This is a genomic window from Aeromicrobium sp. (assembly GCF_047607065.1).
Taxonomy (GTDB): domain Bacteria; phylum Actinomycetota; class Actinomycetes; order Propionibacteriales; family Nocardioidaceae; genus Aeromicrobium.
The window spans coordinates 22,551-49,209 of record NZ_JASGDU010000052.1 but is presented as its reverse complement, the minus strand read 5'-3'; the positions used below and the strand labels follow the sequence as shown (position 1 = coordinate 49,209).

General features: G+C 68.7%; 26 protein-coding genes. 10 read left to right on the top strand and 16 right to left on the bottom strand.

All coding sequences use genetic code 11. The annotated features are described in order from the left end of the window. Positions 1–332, top strand: a 332-nt coding sequence (locus QM597_RS08605) for a BsuBI/PstI family type II restriction endonuclease (RefSeq protein WP_415004465.1), incomplete at its 5' end; no start/stop codon positions are given. A 6-nt stretch (positions 333–338) separates the two neighbouring features. Here the strand turns inward: QM597_RS08605 and QM597_RS08600 are convergent. Continuing rightward, the gene (locus QM597_RS08600) at positions 339–1,358 is read right to left on the bottom strand and encodes a ParA family protein (RefSeq protein ID WP_415004464.1); all 1,020 of its coding nucleotides are present in this window, start codon (positions 1,356–1,358) and stop codon (positions 339–341) included. A gap of 531 nt (positions 1,359–1,889) precedes the next feature. Between QM597_RS08600 and QM597_RS08595 the strand changes: the two genes are divergently transcribed. Together QM597_RS08595 and QM597_RS08590 are read left to right on the top strand one after the other, a co-directional pair. Then, positions 1,890–3,263, top strand: a complete 1,374-nt coding sequence (locus QM597_RS08595) for an FAD-binding oxidoreductase (RefSeq protein WP_415004463.1) — start codon at positions 1,890–1,892, stop codon at positions 3,261–3,263. Positions 3,264–3,332: 69 nt separating this feature from the next. After that, a complete protein-coding gene (locus QM597_RS08590; protein ID WP_415004462.1) occupies positions 3,333–4,190 on the top strand; it encodes an NAD(P)-dependent oxidoreductase in 858 nt (285 codons plus the stop codon). Between the two features lie 58 nt (positions 4,191–4,248). Here the strand turns inward: QM597_RS08590 and QM597_RS08585 are convergent, their stop codons facing one another. The 9 genes from QM597_RS08585 to QM597_RS08545 all read right to left on the bottom strand — a co-directional run bounded on the left by QM597_RS08585 (position 4,249) and on the right by QM597_RS08545 (position 13,333). Further along, positions 4,249–5,631, bottom strand: a complete 1,383-nt coding sequence (locus QM597_RS08585; RefSeq protein ID WP_415004461.1) for a hypothetical protein — start codon at positions 5,629–5,631, stop codon at positions 4,249–4,251. A 66-nt stretch (positions 5,632–5,697) separates the two neighbouring features. After that, the gene (locus QM597_RS08580; RefSeq protein ID WP_415004460.1) at positions 5,698–6,129 is read right to left on the bottom strand and encodes a DUF6941 family protein; all 432 of its coding nucleotides are present in this window, start codon (positions 6,127–6,129) and stop codon (positions 5,698–5,700) included. A gap of 35 nt (positions 6,130–6,164) precedes the next feature. After that, complete coding sequence (locus QM597_RS08575; RefSeq protein ID WP_415004459.1) at positions 6,165–7,226, bottom strand: alpha/beta hydrolase; 1,062 nt, start codon at positions 7,224–7,226, stop codon at positions 6,165–6,167. Between the two features lie 6 nt (positions 7,227–7,232). Continuing rightward, a complete protein-coding gene (locus QM597_RS08570; protein ID WP_415004458.1) occupies positions 7,233–9,443 on the bottom strand; it encodes an acyl-CoA dehydrogenase in 2,211 nt (736 codons plus the stop codon). A gap of 12 nt (positions 9,444–9,455) precedes the next feature. Next, on the bottom strand, positions 9,456–9,893 hold the full coding sequence (locus tag QM597_RS08565; protein ID WP_415004457.1) for an acyl-CoA dehydrogenase family protein: 438 nt from the start codon (positions 9,891–9,893) through the stop codon (positions 9,456–9,458). Positions 9,894–9,910: 17 nt separating this feature from the next. Beyond that, positions 9,911–10,780, bottom strand: a complete 870-nt coding sequence (locus QM597_RS08560) for an SDR family oxidoreductase (RefSeq protein ID WP_415004456.1) — start codon at positions 10,778–10,780, stop codon at positions 9,911–9,913. 24 nt (positions 10,781–10,804) lie between these two features. Then, on the bottom strand, positions 10,805–11,653 hold the full coding sequence (locus tag QM597_RS08555; RefSeq protein ID WP_415004455.1) for a MaoC/PaaZ C-terminal domain-containing protein: 849 nt from the start codon (positions 11,651–11,653) through the stop codon (positions 10,805–10,807). Between the two features lie 11 nt (positions 11,654–11,664). Further along, the gene (locus tag QM597_RS08550) at positions 11,665–12,099 is read right to left on the bottom strand and encodes an SRPBCC family protein (RefSeq protein WP_415004454.1); all 435 of its coding nucleotides are present in this window, start codon (positions 12,097–12,099) and stop codon (positions 11,665–11,667) included. Between the two features lie 31 nt (positions 12,100–12,130). Next, positions 12,131–13,333: a lipid-transfer protein gene (locus QM597_RS08545; protein ID WP_415004453.1), complete on the bottom strand. Its 1,203-nt coding sequence runs from the start codon at positions 13,331–13,333 to the stop codon at positions 12,131–12,133. A 117-nt stretch (positions 13,334–13,450) separates the two neighbouring features. Between QM597_RS08545 and QM597_RS08540 the strand changes: the two genes are divergently transcribed. Next, positions 13,451–14,164 carry a TetR/AcrR family transcriptional regulator gene (locus QM597_RS08540; protein WP_415004452.1) on the top strand — a complete coding sequence of 238 codons (714 nt, stop codon included), beginning with the start codon at positions 13,451–13,453 and terminating at the stop codon, positions 14,162–14,164. 84 nt (positions 14,165–14,248) lie between these two features. Here QM597_RS08540 and QM597_RS08535 read toward each other — a convergent pair whose 3' ends face one another. The 5 genes from QM597_RS08535 to QM597_RS08515 all read right to left on the bottom strand — a co-directional run bounded on the left by QM597_RS08535 (position 14,249) and on the right by QM597_RS08515 (position 19,967). After that, a complete protein-coding gene (locus QM597_RS08535) occupies positions 14,249–15,745 on the bottom strand; it encodes a DHA2 family efflux MFS transporter permease subunit (protein WP_415004451.1) in 1,497 nt (498 codons plus the stop codon). A 281-nt stretch (positions 15,746–16,026) separates the two neighbouring features. Continuing rightward, the gene (locus QM597_RS08530; RefSeq protein ID WP_415004450.1) at positions 16,027–17,157 is read right to left on the bottom strand and encodes a GNAT family N-acetyltransferase; all 1,131 of its coding nucleotides are present in this window, start codon (positions 17,155–17,157) and stop codon (positions 16,027–16,029) included. Beyond that, the gene (locus QM597_RS08525; RefSeq protein ID WP_415004449.1) at positions 17,154–18,002 is read right to left on the bottom strand and encodes a prephenate dehydratase; all 849 of its coding nucleotides are present in this window, start codon (positions 18,000–18,002) and stop codon (positions 17,154–17,156) included. The genes QM597_RS08530 and QM597_RS08525 overlap by 4 nt, the downstream gene beginning before the upstream one ends. A gap of 35 nt (positions 18,003–18,037) precedes the next feature. After that, positions 18,038–19,129, bottom strand: coding sequence for a galactokinase (galK, locus tag QM597_RS08520; RefSeq protein WP_415004448.1), 1,092 nt, complete (start codon positions 19,127–19,129; stop codon positions 18,038–18,040). Between the two features lie 10 nt (positions 19,130–19,139). Continuing rightward, the gene (locus tag QM597_RS08515) at positions 19,140–19,967 is read right to left on the bottom strand and encodes a helix-turn-helix domain-containing protein (protein ID WP_415004447.1); all 828 of its coding nucleotides are present in this window, start codon (positions 19,965–19,967) and stop codon (positions 19,140–19,142) included. A 63-nt stretch (positions 19,968–20,030) separates the two neighbouring features. On the opposite strand from QM597_RS08515, the gene QM597_RS08510 reads away from it, so the two are divergent. The 3 genes from QM597_RS08510 to QM597_RS08500 are packed head-to-tail and all read left to right on the top strand — an operon-like array spanning position 20,031 to position 22,090. Beyond that, on the top strand, positions 20,031–20,531 hold the full coding sequence (locus QM597_RS08510; RefSeq protein ID WP_415004446.1) for a VOC family protein: 501 nt from the start codon (positions 20,031–20,033) through the stop codon (positions 20,529–20,531). 14 nt (positions 20,532–20,545) lie between these two features. Beyond that, positions 20,546–21,571, top strand: coding sequence for a tryptophan--tRNA ligase (gene trpS / locus QM597_RS08505; RefSeq protein ID WP_415004445.1), 1,026 nt, complete (start codon positions 20,546–20,548; stop codon positions 21,569–21,571). Positions 21,572–21,574: 3 nt separating this feature from the next. Then, the gene (locus QM597_RS08500) at positions 21,575–22,090 is read left to right on the top strand and encodes a 2'-5' RNA ligase family protein (protein ID WP_415004444.1); all 516 of its coding nucleotides are present in this window, start codon (positions 21,575–21,577) and stop codon (positions 22,088–22,090) included. A gap of 25 nt (positions 22,091–22,115) precedes the next feature. Here QM597_RS08500 and QM597_RS08495 read toward each other — a convergent pair whose 3' ends face one another. After that, entirely contained in the window at positions 22,116–22,991 is an 876-nt protein-coding gene (locus QM597_RS08495) for a LysR family transcriptional regulator (RefSeq protein WP_415004443.1), read from the bottom strand. An 87-nt stretch (positions 22,992–23,078) separates the two neighbouring features. On the opposite strand from QM597_RS08495, the gene QM597_RS08490 reads away from it, so the two are divergent. From QM597_RS08490 to QM597_RS08480, 3 genes are read left to right on the top strand one after another with little or no spacing between them, the layout of a single operon-like run. Further along, positions 23,079–23,798, top strand: a complete 720-nt coding sequence (locus QM597_RS08490; protein WP_415004442.1) for a succinate dehydrogenase cytochrome b subunit — start codon at positions 23,079–23,081, stop codon at positions 23,796–23,798. 4 nt (positions 23,799–23,802) lie between these two features. Then, complete coding sequence (locus tag QM597_RS08485; protein ID WP_415004441.1) at positions 23,803–25,773, top strand: fumarate reductase/succinate dehydrogenase flavoprotein subunit; 1,971 nt, start codon at positions 23,803–23,805, stop codon at positions 25,771–25,773. Next, positions 25,770–26,522: a succinate dehydrogenase/fumarate reductase iron-sulfur subunit gene (locus QM597_RS08480; RefSeq protein ID WP_415004440.1), complete on the top strand. Its 753-nt coding sequence runs from the start codon at positions 25,770–25,772 to the stop codon at positions 26,520–26,522. Before QM597_RS08485 ends, QM597_RS08480 begins: the two co-directional genes overlap by 4 nt. The last annotated feature ends 137 nt before the right edge of the window (positions 26,523–26,659 follow it).

Here is a 26,659-nt window from a genome sequence, read left to right as displayed (position 1 = left end):
TCGAACGCGATACCCTCGCGTCGCTCAACGTAGAGGTTGACGAGCACGGCAAGATGCCCGACCTCGTCATCTACCTACCAGACCGCAACTGGCTCGTGCTTCTCGAAGCCGCCAGCTCCCACGGCCCGGTTGATTCAAAGCGGCAAGCCGAACTTGCTGATTTGTTCGCGGAATCGACAGCTGGGTTCGTCTATGTCTCCTGCTTCCCCGACCGGGCCGAGTTTCGCAAGTACGTCGACAAGATCGCCTGGGAGTCCGAAGTCTGGTGCGCCGACCACCCCACCCACATGATCCACTACAACGGCGAACGCTTTCTCGGACCCTATGAGTAGCACTCGCTAGAGCTTATCCACGAGCAGCTGCACAGAGTCGACGCAGTTTTGAAGATACTCAGACTTCACGCTTACGCGGCGGCCCATGATGTCAGCTCTTCCCGGACGCTGCGCATAGAGTGGGCAGCCTCGCGCGAAAGCAACCACCCCAGCAGTCTGGAAGTCTCGCACATTGACAACAACATCCTCAATGTGGCTGCTGGTGAACATCTCCGGGTTGGTTCCTTGCAGCACCTTGGTGTCGTTGTCGATGGACGAGAGCACGGCGGCGTATGCAGAAGCAGAACCCATGTACTGAGTAATGCGGTTCTTGGCGATCACGTGTACTTTCGGCAGGTCTCGATTCGCAGCGCGAAGCTTCGTGGCGAAGGCATACTGTGCGTAGATCTCGGACGGGAGCTTGAGGCTGTAAACGAGCGAGAAGGCGTTCTGGATTGCCCTCCGCGATGAGTCATCCGCCATGACGGGGAGCACCAATCGGTCAGCTGCCGAGAGCGCGATCTGGGTGTAGATCGAGAACGAAGGGTTTGCGTCGATGAACACTACGTCGTAGTCATCCTTGAGAGAAGCGAGAAGATCGCGGATCCAGTCGATCACTGCAAGCCAAGCATTGGTCCCAGGAACGTTGGTGTTCGACAAGGTCGACATCGCGTTGCTCTGAAGCTCCAGCAGGGGGTCTCCGGCGACAAGGTCGACATTCGCCGGTATCTGGGGGTTGTGTGTGTGCGGGGTCGAGACAAATGCACTCGGCGTAATGGAGGGGACCGTGAACGGTGAGGGCAAGCGCGTCTCAAAGTAACCGCCGATGGTCCGACGAGTCGCTTCAGCTTGGAGTTGGAGGAGTGTACCGCTGCCTCCATTGGCGAGGCCGCCGAACAAGAGTTCTGAGAGGTTAGCTTGCGGGCAGACATCGATCGCGAGAATGCGCTGGTCGGAGTGCTGATGGGCATAGGTGGTGATGGACTGGAAGGCCAGGCTGGTCTTCCCGGTCCCACCCTTGTTGTTCCAGAAGGCGTATGTGAGCATGAACTCTCCTCGTATGTCATGGATCGCGGGGACAGTTATAGCGTACCGCATAGCTTATTACTGTGGACTATCTAGCCGCTGTGCGTGGTCGAAACATCCCTGGGAGATCGGATTTTCAGCCACACCGTGCCCCGGTGAACCCCGAAATGACGCGCCAGCGCGTTCACGCTCACCCCATGCGCACGGGCTGTTCGCATAGCGTCCACTTCGGTGTCCGTCAGCCGTGTTCGAGGTCGTTTACTTGGTTCCGCCGACGCCTCGATCAACGGGTCATCGGCCCCGCCCTCGGACTCGGCATCCCCGCGGATGCCTTGATTCCACGCGGAAACCAGCCTCTCGACTCGTGGTCGCCTGTTCCCGTAGTGCTCAATTGCGTCCACTCGAACCGCGAGGACCCCGCCGAATCAATAGCGGGGTCTTTCTCATATCCGTGGCGGGGTGCTCGCGGTTCTCGCGCGGGGGACCGCGCTGCCCGGGTATGCTCCGGCTCATGGCGCCCCTGCTCTCGCACCAGAAGATGTCGGTGACCTCATGCTGAAGGGCACGGAGTTCCTTGCGGAGTTGGAGGGCGCGCTGAGCGCCGGCGCACTTGTCACCGAGCCGTCGATCATGGAGTCCTACCGCCGTGACTGGTCGGGCAACCCCGCTGTCGGCATGCCCCTCGCCGTGGTCCGTGCGAAGAACACCGGAGACGTCCAGGAGACCCTCGCCTGGGCGACGCGGCATCGCGTACCGGTGGTCCCTCGCGGTGCAGGGTCCGGGCTGTCCGGAGGCGCCACTGCGGTCGACGGCGGAATCGTCCTGTCGACGGAGAAGATGCGATCGGTCCGCATCGACCCTGTCACCCGGGTTGCGGTGGTGCAACCGGGCGCCCTGAACATCGACGTCAAGAACGCCGCGCTCGAGCACGGCCTGTGGTACCCGCCGGATCCGGCGTCCTACGAGATCTGCAGCATCGGCGGCAACGTCGCCACGAACGCCGGTGGCCTGTGCTGTGTCAAGTATGGGGTCACCACCGATTACGTGCTCGGTGTCGAAGTCGTCCTCGCCGACGGCAGGGTCCTCTCGCTGGGCGGACCCCGGCTGAAAGACGCTGCGGGGTTGTCGCTCACCAAGTTGCTGGTCGGTTCCGGCGGCGTGCTGGGCGTCTTCACCGAGATCACCCTCCGCCTCATTCCGGCCCTCCCTCCGTCGTCGACCATGGTGGCGGTCTTCTCGTCGGTGGAGAGCGCCGCAGAGGCCGTCCTCGGCATCACCTCCGCATTGCGGCCGTCGATCCTGGAACTGATGGATCACGGGAGCATCAACGCCGTCGAGGACTTCATGCCCATGGGCCTGGACCGCAGTGCCGAGGCCATCTTGCTGGCGCGCTCCGATGCGCCCGGCGCGGCTGCGGCCGACGAGATCTCGCGGATGGAAGAGATCGTCCGGGGCTTCGGGGCCACCGAGGTGTTCACCACGTCCGACCAGGCCGAGGGCGACCAGCTCGCCGCGGCCCGCCGCGCGGTCCTCCCGGCGCTGCACGACAAGGGCGCAGTCCTGGTCGAGGACATCGGCGTGGCGGTGCATCTGCTGCCCACGCTCATCCACCGCATCGGCGAGATCGCTCGCCAGCACGACGTGCTCATCCCGGTTGTCGCGCATGCCGGCGACGGGAACGTCCACCCGCAGATCGTCTTCGACCCCGAGGATGCGGCAATGAGGGACCGGGCCGACGAGGCTTTCGCCGCGATCATGGACCTGGCCCTGGAACTGGGCGGGACCATCACCGGCGAACACGGGATCGGGCGTGTGAAGAAGGCCTGGCTTCCGCAGTACGTGGGCGATGACGCGATGGAGATCGCCCGCCGCATCAAGGATGTCTTCGACCCCGACAACCTCCTCAATCCCGGTGCCCTGTTCTGATCCTCGCCACTGCTCCCGGCGGACGCCCGCGGACCGCCGGTCGCCCTTCGAGGCGATAGAGTCGGCCTCATGCGCGTAGGCTGGATCGGGACCGGGGTGATGGGGGCCGCCATGTGCGCTCACCTCGTCGAAGCCGGACACGAGGTCACACTGACGTCCCGCACGAAGTCCAAGGCCGCCGCCCTGATCGAGAGCGGAGCCGCCTGGGCGGAGTCGCCGGCGGAGGTCGCCGCGAGCAGCCAGGTGGTCTTCACGATGGTCGGCTATCCCGAGGAAGTGCGCGAGGTGACCCTCGGGGCCGACGGTGTGCTTCAGACGGCTTCCCCGGGAAGCATCGTCGTCGACCTGACCACGAGCCTGCCGTCCTTGGCGGTCGAGATCGCCGAAGCGGCCTCGCGCATCGGCGTGCGCGCCTTGGACGCGCCGGTGACCGGCGGCGACGTGGGGGCGCAGGACGGGTCGCTGTCGGTCATGGTCGGGGGCGAGGCCGACGTCTTCGAGGAGGTCCGTCCGCTGCTCGAGGCGATGGGCAGCACCATCGTCTACCAGGGGCGTCACGGTGCCGGCCAGCACGCCAAGATCGTGAATCAGATCCTCATCGCGGGAACCATGATCGGCCTCGGCGAGGCCATGGCCTACGCCAAGCACGCCGACCTGGACATGGAGAAGATCCTGCCCGTGGTCAGACACGGTGCGGCCGGCAGTTGGTCGCTGGAGCATTATGCGCCACGCATTCTGGCCGGGGATTTCGCGCCGGGCTTCTACGTGAACCACATCGTCAAGGACCTCGGCATCGCCCTGGCCGAAGCCGCGGATATCGGTCTCGACATGCCGGGCACCACGCTGGCCGAGAAGCTGTACAGCACGCTGCAGGCGAGGGGCGAGGGCGAGAACGGCACCCAGTCAATCGTGCATTTGTACGACTGAGAGTTCCGCGCGGGCCGCTGCACCGACACCTGGGTGACCGTGGGTTCTTCCGCGTTGCTCAGGGCAGCAGGTTGCTGAACAGCCGCCTGGTCAGGTCGTCGGCCGCCGAGGCATCGCGGGTGAGACCCACGTAGCCGTTCGCTTCGACGGTGAACAACCCCTCCGTGGTCGCTGCGTCGACGAGGTGCGGCACCCAGGTCTTTTCGTGACGGTAGACCGCCACGGTGACCCCGCGACGGACCAGAGCGAGCACGACATCGACGAGTCCGGGGTCGGTGTGCTCGCCATCGATCTTGCTGCCGGACAGCCGCAGCGTCTCTAAGCCCGTCATCTCCAACAGGACATCGCCGGCCTGCCCGTCAAGGGAGAGGGCCAGGCGTTTCACCGAGGTGCGCGCCAGCGGCGCGAGGTCGGTGTCGCGCAGCGGCCCGCTGAGACCGAGTCGTTCCAGCGCGGGAAGGTCGGCCACGAATGCGAGGTCCACGCCCGGATCGAAAACGAGCACCGTGAGGTTGGTCAGGCTCCGGCACAGGGCCAGCGGCGCGAGGTCGACGGTGGGGGCGACCATCAGCTCCAGGGAGGTGAGGCCCGAGACGGCATCGATCCCCTCCACGCTGCCGGTCTCCCCGAGCCTGAGGACGCCCGCGCTCGGCAGGAGCATGGCCGCCGCGAACTCGCGCCGGTCGAAGGCCTTCCACGCGGCGTGAATCTCCTTGAGCATGGCGTCGGAGTAGCTGTCGGCCGCGTACTCGGCCAGGACCTCAAGCGCCGCAGGCCCGCCGATCGCTCCGAGCGTGCGGATCGCCGCCACTTTCGCGGCGGCCTTCTGGCGCGCGTGCGGTGCGAGCACGGTGGGGTCGGGATCGGGGTGGGCCGCCAGCCAGCCCTTCACCTCGGAGACCTTCTGCGGTGCCGTGGGCGGGTCGGCGGTGGCCGTCGTGGTCACCCGGCTGCGCGTGGCCGCAGATCTGCGCAACGACGCGAGCAGTGTGTCGGAGTTCCCTCCGGACAGGCGGGCCGCGAGTCGGTCGAGCACCGTGACGTCGGCGCGGGCCGCGAGCACCGCGAGTCCCCAGAAAGCCATTCCTGGGAAGGAGAAGTCGGCGGCGTTGAACTGGTCGGCGGTCACCTCGTCGTCGACGACCTTCAGCGCCGCAGGCAGCAGGGCCTCGTCGGCGGGTAACGTGGCGGCACTCTTGACGAGGTTCGGGTAGTTGGAGAACGCGCTCACTCGCGCGAGGTAGCCGGCGGCGGCCGCCGGGTCCGCCGTGGAGGAGGCCGTGACGATAAATCGACTTATCACGTCGTCCTGACCGGCGAGCGCGGTCGGCAGCGCCGCGAGATCGGCATCGGTCAGGTGCTCGATCGCGCCAAAGTCGGCGGACGCTATCGAATGGCCGATGAGTTCGCGCAGCCTCTCCTCGCCGACGGTGCTTGACATCGATGCCTCCCTCGTCCCCGGTCTTGTGGGGAGGCTAGCGGAGGTGCCGCACAGGCGCGACAGGTGTCAACTCGGACGGACGAAGAAGGTGGTGCGCCAGGTGTCCTCGTGGACGCCGTTGATGTCGAGGCGCCATTCGTAGACCTTGCCCGCCTCCAACGGCATCCCCGGGCCGAGCTGGGTGGTCAGCGAATACTCGATCTCGAAGCCGGCCGGCACGCCCACCGGACGGCCGACCTCGAATTCATGCTGAATCTGCAGCGGCTGGGGTCGCCCCTGCGGTCCCTGGCCCACGATGACCGGGCGGCCGTCTGTGTCGACCAGGCTGAGGGTGAGCCGGTGGCGGGTGTTGGTTTCGTTCCACGGCACCCGCAGCAGCACGACGACAGCCTGCGGCGGGGTCGGGGTGCGGGTCGTGGTCCAGCCCAGGCCTAAGGCGTGCACCTTGCCGCCGGACTCTTGCTGGGCGTGATCGGCCAGGAGCAGGTGCGCCTTCATGGGATCAGCCTAGGCAAGGTGACGAAGCGGTGCGCTCACGCCCGGTCGGTGGCGGCGAGATGTCGGTCGAGCGCGGGCCAGACGACCTCGCTCGCACGAGGCGACGCGACGATGCCGAGATGACTGAACCCGTCGACCTCGATGAACTCGACCTTCGCTTTCGGGAAGGCTTCCAGGCCGGCCCTCACCGAGTCGGCGTGGGCGATGGCATCGCTCGTGCTGCCGATCAGCAGCGTCGGAAGGGCCAGATCGCGCGTCCGGATCGTCAGGTCGTCGGTCAACCGGACCTCGCCGTGCATGAAGGCCCGGCCGTGGGTCAAGACGGCGATGGACTGGTTGAGCAGTCGCGCGGGATAGCCGGGCATGGACGACGTGAACCGGTCGGTCGCCTCGATGCGCGCCAGCGTCTCGGGCTGGTCGAGGTTGGTCAGCAGTGTCCACGGCTTCGTCAGTTCGCGCATCGGCGACAGCCAGCGGTAGGCCAGCCGGGTCGCCACAGCGGGTGCCCCGCCGGCCAGTTTCGTCGTCGCGAGCAGCGGCGTCAGGCCGACGGTGTCGCCGACGGCGAACAGCGGCGCGTAGGTTCCGGTTCGCCGGTAGTCGATGGGTGCGGCCAAGCCGGTGATCGACGCGATGGGCAGGTTGGGCAGATGTGCGCCGAGCATGAGCGACATCGACGCGCCGAGTGACCAGCCGACGAGATGGACCGGCGCGTCGTGCTCGTCGGCGATGCGCCGGACGGCCTCGGGCAGGATGCCGTCGACCCAATGCTCGAAGCCCATCGCGCGGTCGGCGAAGGTGATGTCGCCGTAGTCGATCGTGTATGTCGGGCGAGTGGAGGCCAGATGCGCGGCGAGACTCTGGCCCGGACGCAGATCCCAGCAGGACACAGGGACGGCCAGTGGCGTCACCAGCAGCACCGGGTTCCCAGACTGTGCCGCTGCGGGTGCGATGCGCCGCACGAGCGCGTGAGGCTTCTCGTAGAGCACCGTCGAGGGCGTTTCGTGGACCGGTTCGACGCCGGGGCCGAGTGGGGAGATCGCCCACGCCGTGCGCGCCGAGCGGAGCAGGGTCGTGGCGTTCCTTCGCGGTTGCATGTGGCCTCAGCTCTGTGGTTCGGCATCACGCGGCAGACCGAGCATACGCTCGCCGATGACGTTGAGCTGGACCTCGGTCGTGCCGCCGTAGATCGTCGTCGCCCGGCCCGCGAGCAACTGCTCGATGGCGTGGTCACTCGGCTCGCCGGACACCGCCACGGTCCCGGCCACACCCAGCTCGGCGACGATGAACTCGGCGATCTTCTGGCTGATCCCCATGGCCAGCAGCTTGCCCGCGCTCGACGTGGTGGAGGTGTCGGTGCCCATCAACTGCTTGAGCACCACCCGCGCGCCCATCACGTCGATGGCCTGGCTCTCGGCGATCAACTCGCCGAGCCGGTGGCGCGCCACGGCCGACAGCTCCCGGCCACGGGCGAAGCGCATCAGGTCGCCGTCGTTGGCGTAGGCCTCCATCTTCTGACTGAGCGCCACCCGCTCGCTGCCGAGCGTCGTGCGGGTGACCTCCCAGCCGCGGTTCACCTCGCCCACGACGTAGGCGTCGGGGATGAAGACGTCGTCGAAGAAGACCTCGTTGAACAGCGCCGATCCGGTCATCTCGCGCAGCGGCCGGATGTCGACGCCGTCGCTGGACATATCGAGCAGGAAGTAGGTGATGCCCTGGTGCTTCGGCGCGTCGGGGTTGGTGCGGGCGATGAGGATGCCCCAGTCGGCGAACTGGGCCATTGACGTCCAGATCTTCTGCCCGTTGATCTTCCAGCCGCCGTCGACCTTGACCGCCTTGGTCTGGAGCGAGGCGAGGTCGGAGCCGGCGCCCGGCTCGCTGAACAGCTGGCACCACATGAGGTCGCCGCGCAGCGTTGGCACGGCCAACTCCTGCTTCAACTCCTGCGAGCCGTGGCCGACGATGGCCGCGAGCGCCCAGATGCCCATGAGCAGGCTCGGCACCTGGATGCCGGCGGCCTTGAGTTCCTGGGCGATGACGATCTGCTCCAGCGGTCCGGCCGCGCGTCCGTAGGGGCGGGGCATGTGGGGCATGACCCAGCCGCCGTCGCCGAGCGCGACGAACCGCTCCTCCTCGTCGCTGATCGCGGCGACGGACGCCAGTTCGGCACGCACCTCGGCGCGGACGGCGTCAGCCTCGGGCGGCAGCTCGATGTCCATCGACCGCGAGATCCCTGCGAGCGCGTCATCGGCGACGCGGGCGGCCCGCGCCTCGCGGGTGCCGAGTTGACTGCGGATCGCGAGCGCGCGGCGGTAGTACAGGTGGGCGTCGTGTTCCCAGGTGAAGCCGATGCCGCCGTGGACCTGAATGCAGTCCTGGGTGACCTCGACGACGAGGTCGGGCGCGACGAGCGCGGCGACGTTCCCGGCGAAGCCGGCGGTGTCATCGCCCCGGTCGAGCGCGGCGGCTGCGTCCCACACGGCCGCGCGGGCCTGTTCGAGGGCGATGCCCATGCGGGCGCAGGTGTGCTTGATCCCCTGGAACTGCCCGATGGGCCGGCCGAACTGCACACGGATCTTCGCGTACTCCGACGCCTCGGCCACGGCCCAGGCCATGACGCCGACCGCCTCCGCGCCGAGCACGACCGCAGCCACGGCGTTCGCGCGGTTCTCGTCCAGCGACAGCAGCCGGCCGGCCGGAACCACGAGGTCGTCGGCGGTGACGCGGGCGGCCGGGCGCAGCACGTCGAGCCCGTCCTGCGGCGACACCTTCACCTGGCCGGCATCGACCACGACCCAGCGCGTCGCGCCGTCGACTGTCACCGGCAGGACCAGCACGTCCGCCTGGCCGCCGCCGGCCACGCCGTTCCACTCGCCGTTCACCCGGAGGCCGTCACCGTCGGCGGTCGCCTCAGGCGCCCCGCCCGGAGCCAGCGCCGCCGCGCCGAGCGTCGTGCCGTCGACCAGCGAACCCAGCAGCGACGTGACACCGCCCGCCTGCAGCAACGCCGACGCCAGCACCGTCGGGACGTACGACCCCGGAATCGCCCGGCGTCCCAGTGCCTCCAGCGCGACCGCGAGCGTCATCAACCCGCCGCCGGAACCGCCGTGTGCCTCGTCGACGTGCAGGCCCAGCAGGTCGTAGTCGACCAAGGCCTTCCAGAACGGCGGCTGCTCCGGTTCGCCCTTCGCCTCGACGACGGCGCGGACCGCGTCGGGTGCGATGACGCTGTCGGCGAGGTCGGCCACCGCCGAGGCGAGGTCGACGTGCTCCGGGGTGAGGCCGAGGCCCAGTTCGTACTGCTGGCGTGACATGGGTGTCTCCTGTCAGTTCCCGGCGAGGAGGCCCTTGGCGACATGCGTCACTTGGACCTCGTTGCTGCCGGCGTAGATCATCAGCGACTTGGCGTACACGACGGCCACGTCGGCGTCGGGACCGTTGGTGGCGAAGGTCTTGGAACCCTTCAGCACGAAGCCGTCACCGTCGCGCCGGACGGTGGTCTTCATGCCGCCGAAGGCGTCCGTGCCGGAGTCGGACTCGGTGATCGACCAGGCCGCGATGTGCCCCAGCGTGCCCAACTGCTGGATCGTGGCCGCGCCGAGTCCGATGGAGACCCCCGGCGACACCAGGGTCCCGAGCGAGACGCCCGCGAACTCCGACCCGACGACCGCGCCCATGCTCAGCATGTCGAGCATCGGATTCGGCTCGCCGGAACGGTCCTTCTTCGGCGGCTGCGGCTCCCCGGCCGCCCGCGCTTCGGCCATGCGTACATGAGCGTCCCTCAGCCGAGGCGCTCGGCGAGGTCGGCGATCTCCCACGGACCCTCGGACTCGATCATCGAGACCTCGTGCCAGCCGGCCATCTCCTGAATGACGCCGCCCTGCACGGCGAAGAACTTGCCGGTGAGCGGGCAGTCGGCGGCGGCGAGCCGTGCGACGAGAGGGGAGATGTTGGACGGGGCGAAGGCGTCGAACTCGCCGTCGGCCACCTCGTCGGCGAAGATCGCGCCCATGCCGGGGGTGGCCAGCGTGAGCCGGGTGCGCGCGATGGGGGCGATCACATTGGCGCGCACGCCGTAGCGGTCGAGCTCGTCGGCCGCGACCAGGGTCAGCGCGGCCACGCCCGCCTTGGCGGCACCGTAGTTGGCCTGGCCGGCGTTCGGCATGAAGGTGCCGGAGGCCGACGCGGTGTTGACGACGGAGGCCTGGACGGTCTTCCCGGCCTTGCTCTGCGCCTTCCAATACGCGGCGGCGTGGTGCAGCGGCGCGGCGGTGCCCTTGAGCACCACGGCGAGCACCGCGTCCCACTGCGACTCCTCCAGGTTCGGGATGAAGGCGTCGCGCAGGATGCCGGCATTGTTCACCAGGATGTCCAGGCCGCCGAAGGTGTCGATCGCCTGCTGCACGAGGTTCTGCGCGCCGCTCCAGCTGGAGACGTCGTCGGTGTTGGCCGCAGCCTCGCCGCCGGCGGCGACGATCTCGTCGGCGACCTCCTGTGCCGGCCCGGCGTCGCTGCCGCTGCCGTCGTTGGCACCGCCGAGGTCGTTGACCACGACCTTCGCGCCCTCGGCGGCCAGCAGCAGCGCGTGCTCGCGGCCGATGCCGCGGCCGGCCCCGGTGACGATGGCGATGCGTCCGTCAAGAGTTCCCATGATGTGTGTCCTTTGAAGAAGGGGTCAGTCGGCGATGACGGCGAGGCCGTCGCGCAGGACGAGATCGTCGCCGACGGAGGTCTGGAAGCCGGCGGCCCGCTCGCCGTCGTTCGACGGGAGGTCCCAGAAGCGGGTGGTCAGGTCCTGGCCGGGCAGGACCGGCTTGGCGAAGCGCACCGCGAGACGCTTCAGCCGGGTGACGTCGCCGCCCGCGAACTGTTCGAGCGCGGCCCACGAGGTGAACGCCATCGTGCACAGGCCGTGGTTGATGATGCCGGGCAGGCCCGACATCCGTGCGATCTCGTCGTCGAGGTGGATCGGCATCGGGTCGCCGGAGGCGGGGGAGTACCGGAAGGTCTGATCGTCGTCGACGTGCTGGACGACCTCGGCGACCGGCGGGCCGACGGTGGCCGAGGCATCGAGCGCGTGCTCCGGGGCCAGCTCGCCGACGGTCCGGCCGGCGTCGACGCCGCGGAAGAAGGCGGTGATCCACTGCTCGTTGACCAGTTCGCCGCCCGAGTCACGGGTTTCGGCGTAGATCACGACCGTCGAGCCGGTGCTCAGTGAGGCGTAGCCGGTGGCCTTCGCCTTGCAGGTGAGCACGTCACCGGGCCGGATCGGGCGGTGGAAGTGGAAGTCCTGCTCGCCGTGGACGAGCTTCATCAGCAACTCGACTGGCGCGACCTCCAGGGCCGCAGGGGCCATCGACATGAAGGTCGGGACCACGGCGAACACCGGCGGGGCGACCGCGCCAGAGCGGTGCGCCTCGATGGGGTCGTTCGTGGCCGCCGCGTACTCGGCGATGCGCTCGGCGGTGACCTCGAAGACGAGGTCCTCGCTCCATTTCTCCAGGCCTTCGTCGGCGAAGGTCACCGCCGCAGGCATCAGGCGGCGACCAGCTCGGCGAACTTCGTGAGCGAGGCCTCGAGGTCCTTCTGCGTGTTCTTCGCGACGGCCTTGCCGATGGGGCCGACGATCATCGTGCCGGTGAACTCGGCGTCCATCGTGATCGACGAGCCGCCGTCGGTCTCGGCGATGCTCAGGGCGAACTTCACCTGGACGCCGGCCATGCCCGCGCCCTCGATGGCGACCGAGCGCGGGGCGTCGACCTCGGTGACCTTCCACTCGATCTTGTTCGCCATTCCCATGACCGAGACGACCTCGGTGATCTGGGCACCGACAGTGATCTCGGAGGGCAGCTCGGACTTCCAGCCCTGGTGGATGGTCAGCCAGTTCTCCCAGCTCTCCAGGGTGGTGAGCTGGTCCCAGGCGGCCTGGGGGCTGACGGACAGGTCCTGCGTGACGGAGACGTTGGCCATGATGTGCTCTCTTTCTTTCAGGGGTGGGGATTCAGCTGGCCTTGCGGTAGGCCGTGACGACGACGGCACCGCCGAGGCCGATGTTGTGCTGCAGGGCGACACCGCCGCTCTGGGCGGTGCGCTCGACCTGGCGCGCCTCGGCGGTCCCGCGCAGCTGCCAGGTCAACTCGCTGCACTGGGCCAGGCCGGTCGCGCCGAGCGGGTGGCCCTTGGAGATCAGCCCGCCGGACGGGTTGACGACCCAGCGGCCGCCGTAGGTGGTGTCGTCGTTGTCGATGAGCTTGCCGGCCTCGCCGTCGGCGCACAGGCCGAGCGCCTCGTAGGTCAGCAGCTCGTTGGCGCTGAAGCAGTCGTGAAGTTCGATGACGCTCACGTCCTCGGGGGTGATGCCGGCCTGGGCGTAGACCTCCTGGGCGGCCCGGCGGGTCATCTCCTTGCCGACGAGTGACTGTGCGGACTGGTCCTCGAAGGTGCTGGTCATGTCGGTGACCATGGACTGCCCGATGATCTCGACGGCCTGGTCGGCCAGGCCGTGCTGCTCGACGAAGGCCTCGCCGGCCAGGATCACCGCGCCGGAGCCGTCGGAGGTTGGCGAGCACTGGAGCTTGGTGAGCGGTCCGTAGACCTGGCGCGAGGCCAGAACCTCCTCCAGCGTGTAGACGTCCTGGAACTGCGCGTACGGGTTGTTGGCCGAGTGGCGGTGGTTCTTCACGCCGACCTTGGCGAACTGCTCGTCGGTCGTGCCGTACCGCTCCTGATGCTCCTTGCCCGCGGCACCGAACATGTACGGGGCCGGCGGCATGGCGAACTCCTGCAGTTCGGCCAGGGCGAGCAGGTGGCGCATCATCGGCTGCTCGCGGTCGTCGAAGGTCGAGCCGAGCGAGCCGGGCTGCATCTTCTCGAAGCCGAGCGCCAAGGTGCAGTCGGCCAGGCCGCCGCGGATCGCCTGCGCGGCGAGGTAGAGCGCGGTGGAGCCGGTCGAGCAGTTGTTGTTGACGTTGACGACCGGGATGCCGGTCATGCCGAGCTCGTAGACGGCGCGCTGGCCGGAGGTGGACTCGCCGTAGACGTAGCCGACGTAGGCCTGCTGGACGAGGTCGAAGGAGACCCCGGCGTCTTCCAGTGCCTTCGTGCCGGCCTCGCGGGCCATGTCGGGGTAGTCCCAGTCGCGCGAGCCGGGCTTCTCGAACTTCGTCATGCCGACGCCGACGACGTACACCTTGCTGGTGGCCATGAATGCGTTCCTCACAGGTGAGCGGTAGATCACGATGGCGATCTACCGTGGACAAACTGTCCATGACAAAGTATCTCGGACATCCTGTCTGTGCAAGGGTGGGGCTATCGTCGTGCCATGTCATCGACGGTGAAGGACGCGCCCGCGACCGGTGACGGCCGCGACAGCCGTTGGGAGGACCACCGCCAGGCACGGCGCGACCACTTCCTCGACACGGCGATCACGCTGATCGACGCCGAGGGTTCCGGCGTCGGTGTGGCGGCGATGGCGCAGGCCGCCGAGATGCCGCGCTCGGTCGTCTACAAACTTTTCGGCGACCGCAAAGACCTCGACGAGCAGGTTCGCCAGCGCATCGTGGCCGAGGTGAGCGCGGCCATCTGGGACAGCCTTGCCGTGACCGGCAGCATCCGCGACCTCGTGCGCGGAGGTGCCGGGACCTACGTCGAATGGGTCGCGGCGCACCCGAATCTGCACCGTTTCATCGGATCGGGTTCCCAGAGCGCACCGACCACCTCCTCGCGCGCCGGCCGCAGCGGCAAGCGGAGCTTTGCCGCGCGGGTGCGTGATCTCATCGAGGCTGGCTGGACGCGCGGGAGCGGGGGCGAGGAGCTGCCGCCTGGCGTCGCCGAGAACCTCGCCTACGGTGCGGTCGGTCTGGTGGACAGCGTCGTGAACCGCTGGCTCGCCACTGGCGCCAAGGTCACCACGACCGGTGAGCTGGTCGCCTTTCTCGCCGACGCCATCTGCGGGATCGTTGAGGCCGGTGCCCGTGGGGCAGGTCTCCAGGTCGACGTGGATGCGGTCATGGACCTCGGGTTGGCACCGGACTGAGAACGTGCGAGGACGATGGACCTCAGGGACGGACCGAGGTATCGCCTACTGGCGGACGTTTCAGTCAGCGGGTTTGCGCCGCTCCTAGGTGCGGTCGTGGGTGGGTTCGCGGAAGAACAGCACGGCGACCAGGCCCACCACGAAGGCCCCGACCGGCAGCCAGTAGGACTCGGCCATCGCCGTCGAGAACGGCCCGGTGACGAACTTCGGCATGGTGCCGCCGGCCTGCTGGAAGGACTCGGCGCTGCCCTCCAATCCGTTGGCCGACAGGCGCGCCCCGATCAGCGCGGCCACTGCGGCGCTGCCGAGCGCCGCGGCCACCTGCCGGGTGGTGTTGTAGACGCCCGCGCCCGCACCGGCGGCCGACATCGGCAGGTTGCGCGTGGCGGTGGCACCGAGTGGTGCCCAGAGGCAGGCGTTCGAGACGCCGAACAGGGCCATCGGGATGAGCAGCTGCCACGGCGGCGTGTCGGGGTCGATGAGCAGTGCCGTCCAGCCCATCGCTACGGCCGCCGTCGAGAAGCCGACGAGGGTGATCGACCGGGGATGCACGGTGTCGACCAGGCGACCCATGAGTGGGGACAGGATCATCAGGACGAGTGCCATCGGCAGCATGAACAGGCCTGCCTGGATGGGACTCCAGGCGCGGGCCCCCTGTGCGTAGAACATGAACGGCAGGCTCATCGAGGTGATGGCCGCCGACACCAGGGCGATGCCGACGTTGGCGACGGCGAAGTTGCGGTCGCGGAACAGCCCCAGCGGCACCAGCGGCTCGGTGCGCACGCGCGACTGCCACCACACGAACACGACGAGAACCGCCACGCCGCCGCCGATCAGCAGTGGCACGCTCAGGATGCCGGTGATGGTGCCCCAGTCGTACCGTTCGCCCTCCTGGATCCCGAAGACGAGGGCGAACATGCCCACGGCGCTCAGTGCGACCCCGATCAGGTCGAAGGAATGGCTGTGCGTCGGGAGGGTCGGTACGAGTCGCCAGGCCAGTACGAAGCCGATGGCGCCCACCGGCACGTTGATGAAGAAGATCCACTCCCAGCCGGCCACATCGACCAGCACGCCACCGAGGATCGGGCCGACGAGCGTGGCGACGCCGGCGGTGGCACCCCACAGGGCCATCGCCGCGCCGCGCCGTGCAGGCGGGAAGGTGCGGGTGATGACCGCCATCGTCTGCGGGGTGATGAGTGAGGCGCCGATGCCCTGAACCACACGGGCGGTGATGAGTCCGCCGATGGAGCCGGTCAGGCCGCACCACAGCGAGGCGAGCGTGAAGATGACCAGTCCGACGAGGTAGACGTTCTTGGGGCCGAAGCGGTCGCCGAGACGGCCGGTGATGAGCAACGGCACCGCGTAGGCCAGCAGGTACGCGCTGGTGACCCAGATGCCGTTGGTGAAATCGGTGTGCAGGTCGGTGATGATGTCCGGCGTCGCCACCGAGACGATGGTGTTGTCGAGCAAGATCATGAAGAAGCCGATGACCATGGCCCAGAGGGCGGGCCACGGCCGGTAGTCGGCGGGGAGCGAGGCGGCACCGGCGGGCGATGCGGGCTGCGCGGGCGATGTGGTCACCGGGACAGTCTGCCGGTCACCACCGACATGATTGCCGCCGGCAACCATGTCGTGAGACAGGTCACATCTAAGAACGCGCGCCAATAGGCCTGCTGGCTGAGGTGCGAGCGAGGAACGAGCGAGCCTCGAAGCCTGCCGTGGCGGGTCATTTCGAGTCTCGCAAGCGGGTCCTGAGGTGCCGCGACGAAGGAGCGGCCTCGAAGGGCGCACCTCAACGACCGGGTGCACCTATCGGCGGAACCTCTGATTCTGGCGGGAAACGAACGGCGTCGCGGGCGCGCTCAGCGCAGGAGTTCGAACTCCAGCAGGTCCGACCAGGTGCCGTCGCCCAGCGGCTCGACGAGGCTCTGCCGCCCGGTCGGACTGAACCCGGCACCCTCGATCACCCGCAGGCTGGCGGCGTTACCGACGGCCGCCGCCGCGCTGATCCGGCGCAGCCCCAGGCCGCCGTCGGCCTCCGGGCGCAGCGCGTGGTCGAGGACCAGCCGTACCGCCTGCCGCATGACGCCGTGGCCGCGTGCCTCCGGATGCGTCCAGTACGCGACCTCGCCGCCGGTCCACTGCATCCGGGCGAGGTCGGCGATGGACACCCAGCCGACCAGCCGGTCCTGATCGTCGGCGACGGCCCACGTGACCTGCTCGCCGCGCGCGGCGAACCAGATCGAGTCCTCCACGACCCGGCGGGCCGTGTCGCTCGTGGGGTGGCGCGGCAGGTCGGCGAACCAGTGCCGGATCTCCGGGTCGGCGTGGGCCTGCACGAGGCGCGTGACGTCATCGGTGCGCAGGGGGCGCAGTGCGATGCCCGAGCCGCCCAAGACCGCCGGCTCGGCCCACCGGGTCCGCGGCACCGGAGGGTCGCCGAAGCAGAGCACCCCCATCCAGCCGTCGTACAGACCCGTCGGGTGGTCGAGCAGATCGGGCACGGCCGCGCTGAGCCGGAAGCCGCACGCATGCGCCACTCGCAGCGACCCGGTGTTGCCGGCGACCGCCTTCCAGCCGATCGCCTCGGCGAGGCCCTCGGTGAACGCCCAGTTGGTCACCATGCGCACGGCGGCGGTGACGATGCCCCGGCCCCTGGCCCCCGGATGGGCGATGAAGCCGATCTCGGGAGCCCTGCCGCGACCCAGGCTGATGTTGCCGGCGAAGCGGCTGGGGCCGTCATCCTCGTGCGGTGCCTCGATAGCCCAGACGCGCCCGGTGCCCGAATCCCATCCATCGGGTATCACCCGCGAGATGTAGTCCTCGGCCGTCTGCGTCGTGTAGTGCTCGGGGATCGTCGTGTACCGGCTCGCCTCGGGCTGCTGGCACATGAACGTCATGTCCGGCACGTCGGCGGGTGTGTGGGCGCGCAGTGTGACCGTGCCGTCGCTGAGGACCGGGACGCTCAACGGCCAGGTCAGTGCCTCACTCATGCGTCCAACGTGGCACGGAACGGGTCGGCCGGGTAGACGCCGAGCAGTTTGACGTCGGTGGTGAAGAAGGCGAGTTCTTCCAGCGCCCGTGCGACCGCCGGGTCGTCGGGGTGGCCGTCGGCCTCGGCGAGGAACTGCGTCGCGGTGAAGCCCCCGCCGACCATGTAGGACTCCAGTTTGGTCATGTTCACGCCGTTGGTGGCGAAGCCGCCGAGCGCCTTGTACAGGGCGGCGGGCAGGTTGCGGACGTTGAACACGAAGGTCGTGACGACCGGCCCCTGCCCGGCCGGTACCCGTACGTCCTCGCGCGAGAGCACGACGAAACGGGTCGTGTTGTGGTCTTCGTCCTCCACGTCGCGGGCCAGGACCTCCAGACCGTAGATCTCGGCGGCCAGCGGGGGAGCGATGGCCGCCTGCGTCGGGTCGGCGGCGTCGGCGATCTCGCGCGCGGCCCCGGCCGTGTCGCCGCTGATGACGGTCGTCAGCCCGAGCCGTCCGATGATGCGGCGGCACTGGCCGAGCGCGTGGACGTGGCTGTGTACGGTCTTGAGCGTCTCCAGGCTCGCGCCCGGCACCGCCATGAGGTGAAACTGGATGCGCCAGAAGTGCTCGGCGATGATGTGCAGCCCCGAGTCCGGCAGGAAATGGTGGATGTCGGCCACCCGCCCGGCGATGGAGTTGTCGATGGGGATCATCGCCAGGTCGGCTTCACCGGCCCGCACTGCGGCGAACACGTCCTCGAAGGAGGCGCAGGCGAGGGCCTCGAACGCCGGGTAGTGCTGCTGGCAGACGATGTGGGAGTTGGCTCCCGGTTCGCCCTGGTAGGCGATGCGTGGCGTGCTCACACGGCCCAGTCTCCCACCCGCAGCGCCGGCGGACTCTACGGCGTGGGCAGCGCGCCGTCAGCGGTGCGCACGGGCGCGACGACCGGCTCGGCGAACCCGCGCGCGACACAGGCGGCACTGATCGCCTCGGCCATCGCGGCCGCCTTCGCCGCCGGGACCAGCGCGAGGGCGCTGCCGCCGAAGCCGCCGCCGGTCATGCGGGCACCGAGCGCGCCGTGCACCAGGGCGGCCTCCACGGCGAGGTCGAGTTCGGGGCAGCTGACCTCGTAGTCGTCGCGCAGCGAGGCGTGCGAGGCGGTCAGCATAGTGCCGAGTTGCGTCCAGGCACCCGAGCGCACGGCCTGGACAGCCCTGCGAGCACGGGCCTGTTCGGTGAGGACGTGGCGGGTGCGCTTGACCAGCACGGGGTCGTCGAGTCGCAGCACCGCGTCGACCGGGGCGTCGGCGAGGTGATCCAGGCCCAGGGCGTCGCAGGCCGCCGCGCATTCACTGCGGCGGGCCGCATACTCCCCGGCGGCGAGGTCGTGGTGGACGCGGGTGTCGATCAGGGCGAGCGCCAGGCCGGCCGCCGCAGGATCGAAGGCGACCGGCTCTGTCGCCGGCGGGTCGCTGCGGTGGTCGAGGGCGAGCAGGTGGCCGGCGCGCGCCAGCAGCACCGCCAGCTGATCCATGCGGCCCACGGGGACTCCCACGAACTCGGCCTCGGCGCGCTGGGCGAGGGCTGCGGCCGTCTGGCCGTCCGGCGGGGTGTCCGTCGTGAGGTCGGCCAGCGCGAGGACGGCCCCGCAGACGAGCGCCGCAGAGGACGACAGCCCGGCACCTTGGGGGAGGTTCGACTCGACAACGACGTCCGCACCCGGCACCGGGAGGCCCGCCTCGCCGAGCGCCCAGGCGGCACCGGCCACGTAGGCCGCCCAGCCGTCGACATCGCCGGGCCGGGCTTCGGCGGCGAACTCGGCGTGCTCACCGCCGCTCCACACCGCGATCCGGCCGTCGTCGCGACGACGCGCCTTGACCGTCGTGCCGCGATCAAGGGCGAACGGCAGGGTCAGTCCGCCGTTGTAGTCGAGGTGTTCGCCGATGAGGTTGACCCGGCCGGGAACGTATCGCTGCTTGATCTGACTCACCCGCGCGAGACTACGGCTCCTCGGCGGCCGGCGGCACGCCGTCGTCCACAGGCGCGCGGGTCGTGGCGCGATAGTCCGTCGCGGTGAAGCCGAGCACTGTCCGGAAGTCGGCGCTCAGATGGGCCTGGTCGGCATAGCCGAGATCGGCGGCGACCTGGGCGATGGTGGTTCCGGGGTCGGTGCGCAGGCGGACCGCAGCCTCCTGCAGGCGGTAGCGCCGGATGATCGCCAAGGGCGGCAGGCCGACGTGGCTGCGGGCGAGCCGCTGCACACTCCGCACCGACAGGCCCAGGTGCGCGGCAACCTGGTCGACCCGCACGATGGAACGGTCGCGGGCGATCAGGTCCTCCACCGCGTTGGCGAGCAGGCCGGCCTCGTCCGGACCGTCCAGGTGCTCCTCGATCCAGGAGACCCATGCCGCCACGGCGCGGCGTCGCCCGAGGCCGGTGTCGTCGCCCTGCATCGCGGCGCGGACCGCAGCGTGCAGATCGGGTGCCTCGAAGGGAACCTCCCGGTCGCGCAGGCCCGCGGGGTCGATGCCGAGCGCCGCGAGGCCGGCGGGGCGCAGCAGCGCGCCCACGGCCCATCCGGTTCCGGTCAGGTCGCGATGGGCGATACGGGTGGCCGGCCCGCTCAGGCCGATACCACCTGGCTCCACGACGAGGTTCGACGCGGGGAAGGGCAGCAGCTCCTGACGGGAGACGACTCCCGGCGGCAGTGACCACCGGGGGATCCAGAACCAGCCGACGAGGTCGGCGAGGCGCTCCGGTGCCGGTTCGCGGTGAAACGTCGGCAGGTGCTCGGGGCGCAGGATGCCGCGGTCGTCGTCGATCTGCACCGGCCTCGCCTCCTGTCGTGAATCTCCAAGCCGCCGCCGAGGCGGACGCCTACCGTCGATGTCATGGACGATACCTTCCGCCTCGGGGTCACCGGGGAGCACACGACCGACGGCATTCCCCACGGCTCGACCAGTCTGACACCGTTCCTGGTGGTCCCCGGCGCGGCCGGGGCCATCGAGTTCTACCGCTCGGTCTTCGACGCCCGCGTCATCGACGTGACCGAGATGGGCGGCGTCGTGGTGCATGCCGAACTCGACTTCGGCCACGGGCATCTGCAGATCGGCGAGCCGAGCGAGGCCTATGGACTCGTGCCGCCGCCCGAGGGCGACTGTTATTCGATGGGCCTGTACTGCGCCGATGTGGACGCCCTGGTCGAGCGCGCCGTCGCCGCCGGGGCCGTGGTGCGCGAGCCGGTCAGCACCTTCGTCTCCGGTGACCGGTACGGCTCGATCCGCGACCCGTTCGGCGTGCGCTGGTCGATCCTGTCGCGCGTCGAGGACCTGTCGGAGGCCGAGAGCGCCCGCCGCGTCGCCGAGTGGGCGGCGGCGCAGCAGTCCGGCTGAGGCACAATGGCGGCATGTCCGACGCTTCCCCTGCGCGGCGGCCACGGGTGCTCTCCGGTGCCCAGCCGACCGCTGATTCGTACCATCTCGGCAACTACTTCGGCGCGTTCCGCCAGTGGGCCGCGATGCAGGACGAGTTCGAGGCGTTCTACTTCATCCCCGATCTGCACGCGATCACCGTCGACTACGACCCGGCGCTGCTGCGCGAACGCACCTACATCGCCGCCGCGCAGATGCTGGCCGCCGGCGTCGACCCGGAGCGCAGCATCGTGTTCGTGCAGAGCCACGTGCCCGAGCACGCGCAGCTGGCCTGGGTGTTCAACTGCCTGACGGGCTTCGGCGAGGCCAGCCGCATGACCCAGTTCAAGGACAAGTCGGCCACGGGCGGTGCCGACAAGGCGAGCGTGGGCCTGCTGACCTACCCGATGCTCATGGCCGCCGACATCCTCATCTACCAGGCCGACAAGGTGCCCGTCGGCGAGGACCAGCGCCAGCATGTCGAGCTGACCCGCAACCTCGCGCAGCGCTTCAACCATCGCTTCGGCGAGACGTTCACCGTGCCTGAGGCACACATCGTCAAGGCCACCGCGAAGATCTACGACCTGCAGGACCCGACTCGCAAGATGAGCGGCTCCAACCCCTCGCACGCCGGGGTGATCGACATGATCGACACGCCGAAGACGGTGACGAAGAAGGTGCGCTCGGCGGTGACCGACTCCGGGTCGGAGATCTCCTATGACCCGCAGAACAAGCCGGGCATCGCCAACCTGCTGACGATCCACGCGGCGCTGACCGGCCAGGAGATCGACGACATCGTGGCCGAGTACGAAGGCAAGCAGTACGGGCACCTGAAGGTGGCGCTCGGTGAGCTGCTGGCTGATTTCGTCGGCGATTTCGGCCGGCGGACCGAGGAGCTGCTGGCCGACCGGGCCGAGCTGGACCGGATCTTCGCCGCAGGTGCCGCCCGTGCCCGCGAGATCGCCGTGCCGACGCTGGAGCGCGTCTACGAGCGTTCCGGCTTCGTTGCTCCGCTCGGCTGAACCGTGGGCGATCTGAGGTATGGCGTGGTCATCGCCGTGCCAGAGCCGCACGCCTCAGTGCTGGCCGCCAAACGGTGTGAGTACGGCGATGCCGAGGGCGAGCGGGTGCCGACGCACATCACGCTCGTACCGCCGACGCCGGTCGACGCCGGCCGGTTGCCGGCGGTGCGCGCGAGAGTTCGGCAGGCGGCCGAAGGCCAGCCGGGGTTCTCCGTGCGCCTGTCGGGCACCGACACCTTCTTCCCGGTGACGCCGGTGGCCTTCATGGTGGTGGCCGGCGGGGCCGAGGAGACCGCTCGGTTGGCCCGCGCGGTGCGCGTGGCGCTGGCGACGCCCGAGCCAGACCTCCCCTTCCATCCCCATGTGACCATCGCGCATCACCTGGACCGCAGTGCGCTCGACCATGCCTGCGCCGATCTGGCCGGTTTCGAGGCGGAGTTCCCGGTCGCCCAGATCGCGTTGTTCACCCACGACGGCACCGCCTGGCTCCTGGACTCCGTCCACCCGCTCTCCGCCTGACCTGGCCTGACTGCCGGGTGTTGCGTTAGCCGAGTTGGCGCAGGAGTTCGTCGCGGAAGGCGCGGGCGGCCAGCGACATGGCTTCCTCGCTGCGGTGGAACAGGCCGATGGTGCGGGTCAGGGTCGGGCTGACGAGGCGTGCGGCGGTCAGTTGCGGGCGGGTCGCCACGACCATTTGCGGCACGATGGCGTGGCCGAGTCCGGCTTCGACGAAGCGCAGGACGGCGCTCATCTCGCCGCCCTCGACTGCGATCTGCGGCTCGAAACCGGCCTGGCGGCAGGCAGAGTTGGTGCGTTCGCGCAGGTCATAGCCCTCTCGGAACATAACCAGGGGCACCCCTCGCAGGTCCCCGACCGGCACCTCGAGCGGAAGGTCCCGATGAGGCGGGCCGACGAGCACGAGCTGCTCGGTCAGCAGCTCGGTGGTCACGAGATCCTCGTGTTCGGACCTGGCCGCGACGATGTTGAGCGACAGGTCGAGCCGGCCACGGGCCAGCTCGCGCACCAGCAGCCGCGAGCCGGACTCGTGCACCTCCAAGTCGATGCCCGGATGGCGGCGGTGGAACGCGGTCAGTACCTCCGGCAGGAGGCCGTCGCACAAGGAGGGGGTGGCACCGAGCCGCACCCGGCCCCGGCGCAGGCCCGCGACCTCCTGCACCGCCTTCTGCGCCGCCTCGGCGTCGATGAGGATGCGCTCGGCGTGCGGCAGCAGGGCCTCGCCGGCGCTGGTCAGCTCGATGCCGCCGCGATGGCGGACGAAAAGCGGCGTGCCGAGCGAGTTTTCCAAGACCCGGATCTGTTTGGACATGCTCGGCTGGGAGACCCCGGTGAGTTCGGCCGCGCGGGTGAAATGCCGCGCCTGGGCCACTGCGACGAAGTACCGCAGTTGTTGGATCTGCACCGTGCCAGTGTTGCATAGCCGATAGCTATGAAAGTGAGCCTCAGTGAGACTTAGCCAGAATCGTCGAATCGTCCTACTGTGTGCCTCGTGGTGACAACATCTCAGGCGAAGCGCACGCCCGCGTCGCGGTCGACGGTGGCGCTGAAGTACTCGATGGCGGTCTCCGGCCTCATCATGGTCGGGTACCTGCTGATGCATATGTACGGCAACTTGAAGGTTTTCGCAGGCCAGCAGGCGTTCGATGAGTACGCCCATCACCTGCGCACCTTCGGCGAGCCGATGCTCCCGTACGAGGGACTGCTGTGGATCGTGCGATTCGTGTTGCTCGCGGCGATCCTCGTCCATATCTACTGCGTGGTCGTCCTCACGGTGCGCAACCGCAAGGCCGCCGGGTACGCCGGCGGCAAGCGGTATCACTCGAAGAAGAACCGCACGGGTATTCAGCGCAGTTATGCCTCGTTCACCCTGCGCTGGGGCGGCGTGGTCATCGTGACGTTCATCGTCTACCACCTCTTGCATCTGACGGCGCAGGTCACGACGCCCGGCGGTGCCTCCGACAGCCCCTATCAGCGGGTCGTCAACGGCTTCGAACTCCCGGCCGTGACCATCGGTTACACCGTCGCCATTCTCGCGGTCGGCTTCCACCTGTGGCATGGCATCTGGAGTGCCCTGACCACCTTGGGTGCCAACCACAGCGGCAACCGCATCGATTCTCGCCTCACTGGCATTGCCGTCGTCGTGACGCTCGTTATCGTCATCGGCTTCCTGCTGCCGCCGTGGGCCATCTTGCTCGGACTGGAGGGCTGAAGGCATGACTGAGAAGAAGGCCATCGACGACTACATCGTCATCGGCGACGAGATCGCCGACACCGCTGCGCCCGGCGGACCCATCGAGCGCCGCTGGGACGAGCGCAAGTTCAACGCCAAGCTGGTCAACCCGGCCAACCGCCGCAAGATCAAGGTCATCATCGTCGGCACGGGCCTGGCCGGTGCCGCTGCGGCGGCCACGCTCGGCGAGGCCGGCTACAACGTCGTGACGTTCTGCTACCAGGACAGTCCGCGCCGCGCCCACTCGATCGCCGCCCAGGGCGGCATCAACGCGGCGAAGAACTACCGCAACGACGGTGACAGCATTTACCGGTTGTTCTACGACACCGTCAAGGGCGGCGACTTCCGCTCGCGCGAGTCGAACGCCTATCGCCTCGCGCAGGTGTCGGTGAACATCATCGACCAGTGCGTCGCGCAGGGCGTCCCCTTCGCCCGCGAATACGGGGGCCTGCTCGACAACCGCTCCTTCGGCGGCGTGCAGGTCTCGCGTACCTTCTACGCGCGCGGTCAGACGGGCCAGCAGTTGCTCATCGGTGCCTACCAGGCCCTCGAGCGGCAGATCGCGGCCGGCACGGTCGAGATGCACACCCGCCACGAGATGCTCGACCTCATCATGGTCCCCGAGGACGACGGCACCGAGCGCGCCCGTGGTGTGGTCGTGCGCGACATGGTCTCCGGCGAGATCGAGACGCACACGGCCGACGCGGTCGTGCTGGCGACCGGCGGCTACGGCAACGTCTACTTCCTGTCGACCAACGCGATGGGCTGCAACGTCACCGCCACCTGGCGCGCGCACCGCAAGGGTGCCTACTTCGGCAATCCCTGTTACACGCAGATCCACCCGACCTGCATCCCGGTCTCCGGTGACTACCAGTCGAAGCTGACCCTCATGTCGGAGTCGCTGCGCAACGACGGCCGCATCTGGGTGCCCAAGAAGAAGGGCGACACCCGCAAGGCCTCGGAGATCCCCGAGGACGAGCGCGACTACTACCTGGAGCGCATCTATCCGTCCTTCGGCAACCTGGTGCCGCGCGACATCGCCTCGCGCGCCGCGAAGTACCAGTGCGATGACGGCAAGGGCGTCGGCCCGGGTGGCCTGGGCGTCTACCTCGACTTCGCCGACGCCATCGCGCGCATGGGCCGGGCGGCAGTGGAGGCCAAGTACGGCAACCTCTTCGACATGTACGCCCGGATCACCGGTGAGGACCCGTACAGCGAGCCGATGCGCATCTACCCGGCGGTCCACTACGTCATGGGCGGCCTGTGGGTCGACTACGACCTGCAGAGCAACCTCAAGGGCCTGTTCGTCGGCGGCGAGGCCAACTTCTCCGATCAAGGTGCCAACCGGCTGGGTGCTTCGGCGCTCATGCAGGGCCTGGCCGACGGCTACTTCGTGCTGCCGTCGACGCTGCCGGACTACTTGGCCGGTAGCACGGGCTTCACGCCCGTCGACAACGACCACCCGGCCGTCATCGCGGCCCGCAAGGAGGTCGAGGAGCGCATCGAGACGCTGCTGAGCATCAACGGCTCGCGGACGGTCGACTCCTTCCACAAGGAACTCGGCCACATCATGTGGGAGTACTGCGGCATGGAGCGCACCGAGGAAGGCCTGGTCAAGGCCATCGGGCTGATCCGTGAGTTGAAGAAGGAGTTCTGGCGTGACGTCAAAGTCACCGGCGTGAACGAGGAGCTGAACCAGACTCTCGAGCGGGCCGGTCGCGTCGCGGACTTCCTGGAGCTGGGCGAACTCATGTGCATCGACGCGCTCAACCGGGCCGAGTCGTGCGGCGGTCACTTCCGGGCTGAGAGTCAGACCGAGGACGGCGAGGCGCTGCGTCACGACGACGAGTACGCCTACGTCTCGGCGTGGGAGTACGGCGACGAGAGGCCGATCCTGCACAAGGAACCTCTCGAGTACGAGTACATCGAGATGAAGGCGAGGAGCTACAAGTGAAGATCACCGTCAACATCTGGCGACAGAAGAACGGCGACGCCACGGGTTCGATGGTCACCTACGAACTCACCGAGGTCGTCGAGGACATGTCGTTCCTGGAGATGCTCGACGTCCTCAACGAGAAGCTCACCGTCGACGGCGAGGACCCGGTCGCGTTCGACTCGGACTGCCGTGAGGGCATCTGCGGCATGTGTGGCGTCGTCATCAACGGCATCCCGCACGGCCCGGAGGTCACCACGACCTGCCAGTTGCACATGCGTTCGTTCTCCGACGGCGACGTCATCGACATCGAGCCGTGGCGTGCCGGGGCGTTCCCGGTCGTCAAGGACCTCGTGGTCGACCGCGGAGCCTTCGACCGGATCATCCAGGCCGGCGGCTACATCAGTGCGCCGACCGGCTCGGCCCCGGAGGCCAACAACCTGCCGGTGCCGAAGGCCGACGCCGACCACGCCTTCGAGGCGGCCACCTGTATCGGCTGCGGTGCCTGCGTGGCGGCCTGTCCGAACGGCTCGGCGATGTTGTTCACGGCGGCCAAGATCACCCACCTGGGCCTGCTGCCGCAGGGCCAGCCGGAGCGCGACTCGCGCGTGATCGGTATGGTCGAGCAGCACGACGCCGAGGGCTTCGGCGGCTGCACGAACATCGGTGAATGCTCGGCGGCCTGTCCCAAGGGCATCCCGCTCGACGTCATCAGCCGGCTCAACCGCGACCTCATGGGGGCGCTGGCCCGCGAGGCCATCGGCAGCTGATCGCACGGGGGCGCGCGCAGATAGGTCCCTTTGAGGCTCGGCCGCAGGCGGCCTCACACCTCAGGGACCGCGAGGAACGAGCGGCCTCGAAGGGCGAAGTCTGCCGTGGGGTAGGTCCCTTCGAGGCTCGCACGTTC

Coding starts and splice junctions, on each gene's coding strand:
- QM597_RS08600 (WP_415004464.1), bottom strand. CDS start 1,358: ATGCTCACATACGCCTTCTGGAACAACAAGGGTGGGACCGGGAAGACC.
- QM597_RS08575 (WP_415004459.1), bottom strand. CDS start 7,226: ATGCAACCGCGAAGGAACGCCACGACCCTGCTCCGCTCGGCGCGCACG.
- QM597_RS08540 (WP_415004452.1), top strand. CDS start 13,451: ATGTCATCGACGGTGAAGGACGCGCCCGCGACCGGTGACGGCCGCGAC.
- QM597_RS08560 (WP_415004456.1), bottom strand. CDS start 10,780: ATGGGAACTCTTGACGGACGCATCGCCATCGTCACCGGGGCCGGCCGC.
- QM597_RS08580 (WP_415004460.1), bottom strand. CDS start 6,129: ATGAAGGCGCACCTGCTCCTGGCCGATCACGCCCAGCAAGAGTCCGGC.
- QM597_RS08485 (WP_415004441.1), top strand. CDS start 23,803: ATGACTGAGAAGAAGGCCATCGACGACTACATCGTCATCGGCGACGAG.
- QM597_RS08570 (WP_415004458.1), bottom strand. CDS start 9,443: ATGTCACGCCAGCAGTACGAACTGGGCCTCGGCCTCACCCCGGAGCAC.
- QM597_RS08545 (WP_415004453.1), bottom strand. CDS start 13,333: ATGGCCACCAGCAAGGTGTACGTCGTCGGCGTCGGCATGACGAAGTTC.
- QM597_RS08510 (WP_415004446.1), top strand. CDS start 20,031: ATGGACGATACCTTCCGCCTCGGGGTCACCGGGGAGCACACGACCGAC.
- trpS (WP_415004445.1), top strand. CDS start 20,546: ATGTCCGACGCTTCCCCTGCGCGGCGGCCACGGGTGCTCTCCGGTGCC.
- QM597_RS08550 (WP_415004454.1), bottom strand. CDS start 12,099: ATGGCCAACGTCTCCGTCACGCAGGACCTGTCCGTCAGCCCCCAGGCC.
- QM597_RS08530 (WP_415004450.1), bottom strand. CDS start 17,157: ATGAGTGAGGCACTGACCTGGCCGTTGAGCGTCCCGGTCCTCAGCGAC.
- QM597_RS08565 (WP_415004457.1), bottom strand. CDS start 9,893: ATGGCCGAAGCGCGGGCGGCCGGGGAGCCGCAGCCGCCGAAGAAGGAC.
- QM597_RS08595 (WP_415004463.1), top strand. CDS start 1,890: ATGCTGAAGGGCACGGAGTTCCTTGCGGAGTTGGAGGGCGCGCTGAGC.
- QM597_RS08585 (WP_415004461.1), bottom strand. CDS start 5,631: ATGTCAAGCACCGTCGGCGAGGAGAGGCTGCGCGAACTCATCGGCCAT.
- QM597_RS08590 (WP_415004462.1), top strand. CDS start 3,333: ATGCGCGTAGGCTGGATCGGGACCGGGGTGATGGGGGCCGCCATGTGC.